Here is a 10,088-nt window from a genome sequence, read left to right as displayed (position 1 = left end):
GTGCCCTCGGAGCGGGGGAAGAACTCGTACCAGGAGCCGAACAGGGCCCGTTCGCGTTCCACCAGCAGCGGCAGCGGGTCGGAGGAGGTGACCAGTTCCCGCAGCGGATGCCGGGCCAGCACCTCGTCCACCTCCGGCGCCAACGCCGCCGCAAAGCGCTCCGTGACCGGCAGCGCGTCGTCCCGCAGCCTTCGCGCGGCGGTCAGCAGGACGGCGTGCGTGTCCGCCTCCGGGACCCCGGCGGCGGCGCGCTCGTACAACTCGGCGCCCTCCTCCAGGACCAGCTCCGTGTCGATGCCGGCGGGAATCTTGATGTGCGCGATCCGGCGCCAGGTGGTGACCGGGTCGCTCCAGGCCTCGACCCGGTAGGTCCACCGGCCCACCGACGTCGGAGTGACCCAGGCACCCCACCGGTCGGTCCCGGATCCGAGTTCCCGCATCGGCGTCCACGGTGCCGGGCGGCCCTCCGGGTCCTTCAGGACCACATTGGCCGCGATGACGCCGTGTCCTTCCCGGAAGAGCGTCGCGGTGACCTCGAAGGTCTCTCCCACCACCGCTTTCGCGGGACGCCTGCCGCACTCGACGAGCGGGCGGACGTCCCTGATGGGGATACGGCCGATGGCCGGGGTCTGGCTCATGGGTCTCACCTCCGCCGAACTCGGAACGGGAAATGCGCCGAACGGGTGCCGCGATGTCCTACTGGCCTGCGGCGGAACGCCGCTCGGACGGGGGACCGTGGGGCACGGCGCGGGTCCCGCGGGCCTGGCCGGTCTGCGCCTGGAGGTACGCGGGCAGGGTCGTCCGGAGATAGTGCTCGGCCGCGGCCACGGCCTCCCGGGCGCATCGCTTGCCCATCAGCACGCACAGCGTGTAGCCCGAGTCCTCGAAATGGTCCCGGGCGGCCCTGTCCGCGGGTGCCGCGAGCGTCACGCGTTCCCACATGCGGTAGCGCCGCAGTTGTCTGGCCACCTCGTTCTTGGCGGGCAGCAACATGTGCCGATCACCTCCCGGCACTCTCGGTGGAGCACGCTTCCCGGGGGAGGTCGTGCACTGAGGAGCACCGACGCATGGGGAGCCGGTGCCTTCACTCATGGTGCACGGGTGATGACAAAGCGTCCTGTTGGGTCTTCAACTACCTCAGGGGTCGCTCGTGTTGCACGAATGGCGTAGCAGCCCCACGCTGGGAGCTGACTCAGAAGTGATCGGTGCTCACGCTCCGTGGCCCGGAACCGTCCCGCCAGGACTGTCCCGGGGCTCGTTCCCCCAGGAACGGAGCGGGGCGGGAGCTTCGCCGGTGAGGAGCCAACGACGATGAAGACCGCAGTGCCTCGCTACTACCACCTCGACGTGGAAGTCAGTCCGGAACGGGTCGGACAGGTCAGGCGCATCCTGGCCGCGCACCTCCGGTTCTGGGACCTGGAGACCCTCGTCGAACCCGTCTGCCACAGTGCCGAACTGCTGCTGCGCGCGATCGACGAGCACGCGTCGGACAAGAACACCTCGGTCGAGATGTGGTGGAACGGGCAGCACCTCATCGCTGCGATCGCGGAGAACGACCGTGAACTGCGCCCCGACCGGGAGCTCCGCCCCTGCCTGACCCGCATCGCCGCGCTCAGCGACGGCTGGGGCTGCTGCGCCACGGACACCGGCAGCACGGTCATCTGGTTCACCCAGCGGGCCCCCGTCGACGAAAGCGTCCCCCTCGTCCCCACCGCCCCCTCGCCGAGCCTGCGCGAGGTCCTCCAGGTGCCGCGCGAGGTACGGGTCTCCGCCCTCGCCGGCCCGCTGAGCGACGCGCCGGTCGAGGTGCCGGACACCGCCGTGGCCGCGGCCACGAATCGGCCGACGAGCCCGGTGTCGACCGTGTCCACCGTGTCGAGCGCCTGCGACGCCGCGCGGTGACGGGCCGGAAGAAGAGGAACGGGCGTGCGCGATCCGGTGCAAGCGGATCCGCTCGCCCGGTCGGCAAGGAGAACGCGCGGGCGGACAAGGCGCCGCCCGCGCGGTCGCCGTCGCGCAGGCCGGTGTCCGTGTGGAGCGGGCAGCCCTACCCGCTCGGCGCGTCCTACGACGGCACGGGCACCAACTTCGCGCTGTTCAGCGAGGTAGCCGAAGGGGTCGACCTGGTCCTCGTGGACGACGACGGCGGCCATCGCACCATCCCGCTCACCGAGGTCGACGGCTTCGTCTGGCACGGCCACCTCCCCGGCATCGGACCGGGACAGCGCTACGGCTACCGCGTGCACGGCCCCTGGCACCCGGCCGCCGGACACCGCTGCAACCCCGCGAAGCTGCTGCTCGACCCGTACACCCGGGCCGTGGACGGGCAGGTGGACAACCACCCCTCGCTGTACGACCGCACCACCGACAGCGCGGGACACACCATGCTCGGCGTGGTCACCGACCCCTACTTCGACTGGGGCGACGACCGCCGGCCCCACCGGCCGTACGCCGACACCGTGATCTACGAGGCGCACGTCCGGGGGCTCACCCGCACCCACCCCGAGGTCCCCGCCGAACTGCGCGGTACCTACGCCGGGTTGGCGCACCCCGCGGTCATCGAGCACCTCACCTCGCTGGGCGTGACGGCGATCGAGCTGATGCCGGTGCACCAGTTCGCGCAGGACGGCGTGCTCCAGGACCGGGGTCTCACCAACTACTGGGGCTACAACACCATCGGCTTCTTCGCGCCCCACAACGGCTACGCCGCCCACGGCACCCGCGGCCAACAGGTCACCGAGTTCAAGTCGATGGTCAAGGCGCTGCACGCGGCCGGTCTCGAAGTGATCCTCGACGTGGTCTACAACCACACCGCCGAGGGCAACGAGAAGGGCCCCACCCTCTCCTTCCGAGGCATCGACAACGCCTCCTACTACCGGCTGGTGGACGGCGACTGGGAGCACTACTACGACACCACCGGCACCGGCAACAGCCTGCTGATGCGGCACCCGTACGTCCTCCAGCTGATCATGGACTCGCTGCGGTACTGGGTCACCGAGATGCACGTGGACGGCTTCCGCTTCGACCTGGCGGCGACACTGGCCCGCCAGTTCCACGAGGTGGACCGGCTGTCGGCGTTCTTCGACCTCATCCAGCAGGACCCGGTGATCAGCCGCGTCAAACTGATCGCCGAACCCTGGGACGTCGGCGAGGGCGGCTACCAGGTGGGCAACTTCCCGCCGCTGTGGTCGGAGTGGAACGGCAAGTACCGGGACGCCGTACGCGACTTCTGGCGTGGCCGGCCCGGCATGCTCGGCGAGGTCGCCCTGCGGCTGACCGGCTCCTCCGACCTGTACGAACACAGCCGGCGCCGGCCGCGCGCCAGCGTCAACTTCGTGACCGCGCACGACGGTTTCACCCTCCGCGACCTCGTCTCGTACAACGACAAGCACAACGAGGCCAACGGCGAGGGCAACCGGGACGGCGAAAGCGTCAACCGCTCCTGGAACTGCGGCGCCGAGGGCGAGACGGACGACCCCCGCGTCCTCACGCTCCGCGCCCGTCAGCAGCGCAACCTGCTGTCCACCCTGCTGCTCTCCCAGGGCATCCCGATGCTGTGCCACGGCGACGAACTGGGCCGCACCCAGAAGGGCAACAACAACGCCTACTGCCAGGACAACGAGGTCTCCTGGATCGACTGGCGGCTCGACGACGAGCAGCGCGCGCTGCTCGACTTCACCCGGCAGTTGATCGCCCTGCGCGCCGCCCACCCGGTCCTGCGCCGCCGCCGGTTCTTCCGCGGAGACACCGCCACCTGCGAGGACCAGCCGCTGCCCGACCTGGTGTGGCTGCGGCCGGACGCCCGCGAGATGACCGACGAGGACTGGGCACGCTCCGACGCCCACTGCGTCGCCGTGTTCCTCAACGGCGACGCCATCGCCGAACCGGACCCGTACGGCAAGCCCGTCGTGGACGACTCCTTCCTGCTGCTGCTGAACAGCCACTGGGAGCCCGCCACCTTCCGCCTCCCGGGCACCGCCTACGGCGAGCGCTGGACCACCCGGGTCGACACCGCCGCCGAGCCGGACGGCGCCCCGGACGAGACGGAGTACAAGGCAGGTGCGGAGGTCCATGTCGAAGCCCGTGGCCTGGTGCTGCTGTCGAGACCTTCCAAGGCGGTGTGAACGAGGGGTGAACGTCGGCCGACAGTCCGGACTCGTCCCGGTCGAGCCGTGTTCCGCGGCCGAAAGCGCGTGCACAGTGGGGCTGGCGCCTGGCCGGGGGAGGCGGGTGCGGAGGGGGACAGCGTGGTCAGATACGTCCACCACCAGTTGGTGACGGTCGCCGAGGCGGCGGCCGTCATGGTGGTGACCGTGCCCGTGGTGTTCGTCGTGCGTGGCCTGCCGATGCCCGACGCCGAGGTCTGGAGGGCGGCAGCGGCCCTCGCGGCGTTCCTGGCGCTGTTCGGACTGCTGTCCTGTGTCGTGGGCCGGCTGGGCGGTGAGAAACGCGACTTCGAGAACGCCGTTCCCCTGGCGGATCCGGACGCGGTGCTACCGACGCCGCAACAGTCCTGGCGCCACAGCTTCGCCGGGGGCTTCGTGATCTTCATGGTGGTGGGATGCCTGTTCATCGCCCTGATGTGGGAGCCCGTGGTCGCCTTCTGGCCACTCGTGCTCGTGCCGGAGCGAGTCGTCAAGGGAGCGTATGCCGCGCGCTGGGAGCGGCGTCACGGCCTGGTGCTGTGGCGGGGGCACGTGGCGGACCAGCCGCTGGGTGACAGGCAGTACCTCTATTCGTCCGTACGGCAGCCCGTCGTCCGGTAGGTGGCCGTGGCGGTCAACGCTTGCGACGTGAGGTGATCGTGAACTGGGCGCCGTCCGGGTCGCGCAGCACCGCCTCGTCCGTGCCCTGGGTGAGGACGGTGCCGCCGTGGTGCTGGGCGGCCTCGACACAGGCGGCCACGTCGGAGACCGAGAAGTGGATCTGCCAGTGCGGCCGGATCGTGGGGTCGGGCGCCGCCTCCAGGGCCCCGGAGGTGATGCGGGCGACGACGTCGCCCTGGCTGCGCAGGACGACCTCGTTCGCCTCGTAGCGGACCTCGCAGCAGCCCGGCTTCTCGGAGGCCCACTCCAGGACCTCGCCGTAGAAGATCGCCGCGTCGAAGGCGTCCCGGGTGTGGAGGCGGACGAAGGCGGGGGCGGCCCGGCGCCAGGCCTCCCAGTCCGTGAAGAGCTCGCCCTCCCAGATACCGAACGTCGCCCCGTGGCGGTCGGCCAGCAGGGCCGCCCGGCCGGGCGGGAAGGACAGCGGCCCGACCGCGACCGTGCCGCCGCGCTCCCGGGCCCGGGAGGCGGCGGCGTCCGCGTCGGACACGGCGAAGTAGGGCGTCCAGGCGACCGCCATCTGCCACAGGGTCGCCACTCCGGCGATCCCCGCGACCGGCACACCGTCCGCCAGCGCGATCCTGAAGTGGTCGCCGAGCTTGGCCGTGCGCCATTTCCAGCCCAGCACGGCTTCGTAGAAGTCCTCCGTGGCCGGCAGGTCCCGGCTGGTGAGGCTCACCCAGCAGGGTGCTCCGCATACGGATCGGGTGGACACGACACTCGCCGTGCCCCTGGGTTTCGTCTCGCTGTTCATGGCAGTCGCGTCCTGGTCGAGTCCACCGGCACACACCGGCCGCACTCCAGTGTCCAACCAGAACCGGGGTCGGCGCCCGCCGAGTACCTCCGTGTGGCGCTGCGACCCCGGTCGCCGGCAATCGCGGACGACTGTTCGGGTGATGACCGGTGTGCCGTGCTGTTACCCCGACGCCGCCGAGGCACTCCTGCCCACGCGTCCCTCACCAGCGCCGGGGCGTCGGCGGGGGTCAGGTCGACTCCCGCCGCACCAGCTCCGTCGGGAGTATCACCGCGGCCGGGTCCTCGCCGCCTATCTGCGCCAGCAGCACCCGCACCATCTCGTTGCTGATGCGGTCGTAGGGCTGGCGGATCGTGGTGAGGGCGGGCACGGACTCCGTCGCGGCGGCCGAGTCGTCGAACCCGCCCACGGACACGTCCTCCGGCACCCTGCGGCCCGCCCGGCGCAGCGCCGTCAGCGCGCCCTGCGCCATCAGGTCGGACGCCACGAACACCGCGTCCATGTCCGGTGCCTGCGCCAGCAGCCGTTCGGCGCCCGCCTCACCGCCGGCCCGGCTGTAGTCGCCGGAGACGATCAGCCGCTCGTCGATCTCGACGCCCGCCTCGGTGAGCACCTCTTTGTAACCGGCGAGCCGGTCCACGCCGCCCGGTGTGTCCAGCGGTCCGGTGACCATGCCGATGCGGCGGCGGCCCAGCGACAGCAGATGGCGCACCATGTCCCGGGCGCCGTCCCGGTCGTCCGCCGTCACATAGCTCACCTTGGATCCGAGCCCCATGGGCTTGCCGCACTGGACGAGGGGCACTCCCGCGTCGCGGAGCTGCTCGGCGACGGGGTCGCCGGAGTGGCTGGACACCAGCAGCACCCCGTCGACATGGCCCGCCGTGATGTACCGCATGATCCGGCGCCGCTCGTCCTCCGTGCCCGCCACCATCAGCAGCAGGGGGATGTCGTGCGCGGCCAGTGCTTGGGTGCAACCCCGCAGCAGGACGTTGAAGTTGGGGTCCTCGAAGAGCTTCTCCTGCGGTTCCGTGAGCAGGAAGCCGACCGAGTCGGAGCGGCCCGTGATCAGCGAGCGGGCATGCCGGTTGACGACGTAACCCGTCTTGCGGATCGCCGCGTTCACCGCTTCCTGCGCCGCCGGGCTGACGTAGTGACCGCCGTTGAGCACCCGCGACACGGTGCCCCGGGAGACCCCCGCCACCCGGGCCACGTCGTGAATGGTCGGCGGTTTGCGCCTGCCCCCCGTGTTGCTCATGGTCATGACTTTACGGCCCCGGACAGCAGATCGAGGCTCCAGAACCGCTGGACGACCAGGAAGAGCGCGATCAGCGGGATCACTGCGAGCAGCGCGCCCGTGATCACCAGCGTGTACAGCGCTGGGGTGTTGGCTCCCTGTTCCAGGAGCGTGAACAGGCCGAGGGTGATCGGGAACTTCTCGTCGTCGCTGAGCATGATGTACGGCAGCAGGAAGTTGTTCCACACGGCCACGAACTGGAACAGGAAGACCGTCACCAGACCCGGCACCATCATCGGCAGCGCGATCCGGGTGAAGATCCGCCACTCGCCCGCCCCGTCCACCCGCCCGGCCTCCACGACGTCCGCGGGGACCGCGGCGGCGGCGTGGATCCGCGACAGATAGACGCCGTACGGGGACAGCACCAGCGGCAGCAGCACCGACCAGTACGTGTCCGCGAGGTCCACCTTCGCCAGCAGCAGGTACTGCGGGATCGCCAGGATCACCGGCGGCATCAGCACCCCCGCCAGCAGGACGCTGAACACGGCCTCGCGGCCCCTGAACCGGTAGATCGCCAGCGCGTAGCCGCTGATCGCGGAGACGGCGGTGGACAGCAGGGCGCCGAGGCCCGCGTACAGCGCGGAATTGCCCATCCACTGCCAGTAGACGCCGTCGCGGTAGGCGTTCAGGTCGGACAGGTTCTCCGCGAGGCCGGTGCCCGGGAGGAAGGTGAAGGTGGAGAACAGTTCGCTGCCGGACTTGGTGGCCGCGATCACGACCCAGGCGACCGGCAGGAGACAGTACAGCGCTCCCAGCAGCAGGGTCAGCGTCGGGACGAGCGCGATCCGGTGGCGCAGCGGGGGCCCCTGTGCGGTGCCGGGCGTGGTGCCGGCGGCCGGGGCGGTCTTGCGGACGGCAAGAGAACTCATCGTGCGGCTCCTTGACTGACGTCCCGCTTGTTCCGGGAGTTCGCGGCCCTGAGGAAGCCGAACGACACCACCAGCGTGGCCAGGGCGATCACCACCGCGCCGGCGGCCGCCCCGTGGATGTCACCCTTGCCGAAGGCGTCCACGTACACCTTCATCAGCGGACTCCATGTCGTGGACACCGCGTTGGTGAGGGGTTTGAGGGTGGTCGGCTCGCTGAACACCTGGAGTGTGGCGATGATCGAGAAGAAGAAGGTCAGCACCAGCGAGGGCGCCACCATCGGGATCTTGATGCGCAGGGCGATCTGCAGCGGCGTGGCGCCGTCCAGCTTCGCCGCCTCGTACACCTCGGCGGGGATCGCCTGGAGCGAGGTGTAGATGACGATCATGTTGAAGCCGGTGCCGCCCCACACGGCGATGTTCGACAGCGCCACGTAAAGGCCGCCGCCGTCCAGCAGCTCCGGCTGCGGCAGGCCCAGCCTGTCGAGCACGAAGTGGAAGGGGCTGACGTCCGGGAGGTAGAGGAAGCCCCACAGGAGGGCCGCCACGACACCCGGGACCGCGTACGGCAGGAAGATCGCGAGCCGGGTGAACGGGGCGAGCCGCACCTTGTCGCTGTCCAGCATCAGGGCGAGGACCAGCGCCAGGCCGAGCATGACGGGCACGACGATCATGCCGTAGCCCAGCACGCGCAGCGCGCCGTCGAGGAACTCGGAGTCGCTGAGGGCGTCGGTGTAGTTCTCCAGCCCCGCCCACACCTCCTGCCGGGCGCCCGAGCCCAGGCCCAGCCCCTTGACCTGCACCTTGTGCAGGCTGAGCCAGACCGCGTAGCCGATGGGCAGCGCGAAGAACAGCGCGAAGAGGATCGTTGCCGGGAGGAGGAAGGCATACGGGGCCCCCTTGACCCCGTACGACTTCCGGCGTGCGCTGGTCACTCGGAGACCTCGAAGCCCTGCTTCTTCATGTCGGCGACCGTGTCGTCCTGCATCTTCTTCAGGGCGGCACCGAAGTCCGACTTGTCCTTGGCGGCGGCGCCGAAGGCGTCCTTGAAGGTGGTGTACGCGACGTTCACGTTCGGGCCCCAGGCGGAGGGCGCCGTGGTCTTCGCGATCTCGGAGGCAGCGGTGTAGAAGTCCGTCTGGTTGGAGAAGAACGCCGGCGGCTGGGCGAACGCGTCACTGGTCTGCGCGGTCGTGGCGGCCGGGTAGATGCCGCCCTCCTTCGCGAGCGCGGTGAGGGCCTCGGGGTCGGTGTTCAGCCAGGCGGCGAACTTCGCGGCGGCGCCCTTGTGCTTCGAGTCGGTGGTGACGGCGGTCGAGGAACCGCCCCAGCTGCCGGTGACGTTCTCGGAGTCGGACCACTGCGGCAGCGGGGCCATCTTCCACTTGCCCTTCGTGTCGGGCGCGGCCGTGGTCAGGGTGCCCGGCGCCCACACGGCGCTGACCCAGGCGATCTGCTTGCCGGTGTTGAGTGCCTTGTTCCAGGCCGGGGTGTACATCGGCTGGTTGTCGATGGCGCCCTCCTCGACCAGACCGCCCCAGAAATCGGCGACCTTCCGCGTCGCCTCGTCGTCGATGCCGACCTTCCACTTCTGGCCCTCGGTGGTCCACCACTTCGCGCCCGCCTGCTGGGCGAGACCGGCGAAGAGGCCCGAGTCGTTCGCGGAGAAGGTGGTCAGATCGACGTCCGGCTCCTCCTTCTTCAGCTTCCGCGCGGTCTCGGCGAACTCGTCCCAGGTCTTCGGCACGGTCAGGCCGTACTTCTTGAACAGGTCCTCGCGGTAGTAGAACATCATCGGCCCGATGTCCTGCGGGATCGCGTACACCGCGTCCGAGCCCAGCGTCGTCTGCTGCCAGACACCGTCGGTGAACTTGCCCTTCGCGTCGCCCGCCTCCTTCGCCATGTCGGCGACCGCGTCATTGCTGACCAGCGTCGGCAGCGCCTGATACTCGGCCTGCACCAGGTCGGGGCCCTTGCCCGCCTTGTGCGCGGTGAGGATCTTGGTCACGAGGGTGTCGCCGGACGCCTGCTTCTTCACCGTGACGGTGATCTGCTGCTCCTTGCCGGGACCCTTGTTCCACAGGTCCACGACCTTGTCCATGCCCGGCGTCCAGGTCCAGTACGTCAGCTTCGCCGGCCCCGACTGGGCTTCGCCGTCGTCGTCGGACCCGCCGCAGGCGGCCAGTGTGGTCGCGCCGAGCGTCACGGCGACGGCAGTGGCCACAAAGCGCCGGTGCTTCGTGATGTTGGGCATGGATGTTTCTCCCCTGACCTGGGTCCTCACCTGGTGCGAAGACCGTGCCATGCTTCTGTGAGCGTTCACAGTAGAGAAACATCCTGGACACTTG

At 70.0% G+C, this 10,088-nt stretch carries 10 protein-coding genes; 3 read left to right on the top strand and 7 right to left on the bottom strand.

Annotation, left to right across the window (positions count from 1 at the left end; translation table 11 throughout):
• A partial coding sequence (locus ACZ43N_RS14805) for a maltotransferase domain-containing protein (RefSeq protein ID WP_468097674.1) occupies positions 1 to 638 on the bottom strand: 638 nt, incomplete at its 3' end.
• 58 nt (positions 639 to 696) lie between these two features.
• Positions 697 to 993, bottom strand: a complete 297-nt coding sequence (locus ACZ43N_RS14800) for a DUF5133 domain-containing protein (RefSeq protein ID WP_468097672.1) — start codon at positions 991 to 993, stop codon at positions 697 to 699.
• 318 nt (positions 994 to 1,311) lie between these two features.
• On the opposite strand from ACZ43N_RS14800, the gene ACZ43N_RS14795 reads away from it, so the two are divergent.
• From ACZ43N_RS14795 to ACZ43N_RS14785, 3 genes are all read left to right on the top strand, one after another.
• Positions 1,312 to 1,902 carry a pep a2 gene (locus ACZ43N_RS14795; protein ID WP_468097670.1) on the top strand — a complete coding sequence of 197 codons (591 nt, stop codon included), beginning with the start codon at positions 1,312 to 1,314 and terminating at the stop codon, positions 1,900 to 1,902.
• A 122-nt stretch (positions 1,903 to 2,024) separates the two neighbouring features.
• Positions 2,025 to 4,124 carry a glycogen debranching protein GlgX gene (gene glgX / locus ACZ43N_RS14790; protein WP_468097668.1) on the top strand — a complete coding sequence of 700 codons (2,100 nt, stop codon included), beginning with the start codon at positions 2,025 to 2,027 and terminating at the stop codon, positions 4,122 to 4,124.
• 123 nt (positions 4,125 to 4,247) lie between these two features.
• The gene (locus ACZ43N_RS14785; protein WP_468097666.1) at positions 4,248 to 4,766 is read left to right on the top strand and encodes a hypothetical protein; all 519 of its coding nucleotides are present in this window, start codon (positions 4,248 to 4,250) and stop codon (positions 4,764 to 4,766) included.
• A 13-nt stretch (positions 4,767 to 4,779) separates the two neighbouring features.
• Here ACZ43N_RS14785 and ACZ43N_RS14780 read toward each other — a convergent pair whose 3' ends face one another.
• The 5 genes from ACZ43N_RS14780 to ACZ43N_RS14760 all read right to left on the bottom strand — a co-directional run bounded on the left by ACZ43N_RS14780 (position 4,780) and on the right by ACZ43N_RS14760 (position 9,994).
• A complete protein-coding gene (locus tag ACZ43N_RS14780; protein ID WP_468097665.1) occupies positions 4,780 to 5,580 on the bottom strand; it encodes a VOC family protein in 801 nt (266 codons plus the stop codon).
• A gap of 229 nt (positions 5,581 to 5,809) precedes the next feature.
• Entirely contained in the window at positions 5,810 to 6,841 is a 1,032-nt protein-coding gene (locus ACZ43N_RS14775) for a LacI family DNA-binding transcriptional regulator (protein WP_468097663.1), read from the bottom strand.
• Complete coding sequence (locus tag ACZ43N_RS14770) at positions 6,838 to 7,743, bottom strand: carbohydrate ABC transporter permease (RefSeq protein ID WP_468097662.1); 906 nt, start codon at positions 7,741 to 7,743, stop codon at positions 6,838 to 6,840. Before ACZ43N_RS14770 ends, ACZ43N_RS14775 begins: the two co-directional genes overlap by 4 nt.
• Positions 7,740 to 8,675 (bottom strand): carbohydrate ABC transporter permease, encoded by a 936-nt coding sequence (locus tag ACZ43N_RS14765; RefSeq protein ID WP_468097660.1) that lies wholly within the window; start codon positions 8,673 to 8,675, stop codon positions 7,740 to 7,742. The genes ACZ43N_RS14770 and ACZ43N_RS14765 overlap by 4 nt, the downstream gene beginning before the upstream one ends.
• Positions 8,672 to 9,994, bottom strand: a complete 1,323-nt coding sequence (locus tag ACZ43N_RS14760; RefSeq protein WP_468097658.1) for an extracellular solute-binding protein — start codon at positions 9,992 to 9,994, stop codon at positions 8,672 to 8,674. Before ACZ43N_RS14760 ends, ACZ43N_RS14765 begins: the two co-directional genes overlap by 4 nt.
• Between the last annotated feature and the right edge of the window lie 94 nt (positions 9,995 to 10,088).

The organism is Streptomyces sp. NPDC030814, assembly GCF_055572155.1.
The sequence above is the reverse complement of the archived record's forward strand: the minus strand, read 5'-3'. Positions and strand labels throughout refer to the sequence as shown.

Bases quoted from the DNA above. Each gene is read 5' to 3' on its own strand.
- ACZ43N_RS14780 (WP_468097665.1), bottom strand. From the start codon at position 5,580: ATGAACAGCGAGACGAAACCCAGGGGCACGGCGAGTGTCGTGTCCACC.
- ACZ43N_RS14760 (WP_468097658.1), bottom strand. From the start codon at position 9,994: ATGCCCAACATCACGAAGCACCGGCGCTTTGTGGCCACTGCCGTCGCC.
- ACZ43N_RS14795 (WP_468097670.1), top strand. From the start codon at position 1,312: ATGAAGACCGCAGTGCCTCGCTACTACCACCTCGACGTGGAAGTCAGT.
- ACZ43N_RS14775 (WP_468097663.1), bottom strand. From the start codon at position 6,841: ATGACCATGAGCAACACGGGGGGCAGGCGCAAACCGCCGACCATTCAC.
- ACZ43N_RS14770 (WP_468097662.1), bottom strand. From the start codon at position 7,743: ATGAGTTCTCTTGCCGTCCGCAAGACCGCCCCGGCCGCCGGCACCACG.
- ACZ43N_RS14800 (WP_468097672.1), bottom strand. From the start codon at position 993: ATGTTGCTGCCCGCCAAGAACGAGGTGGCCAGACAACTGCGGCGCTAC.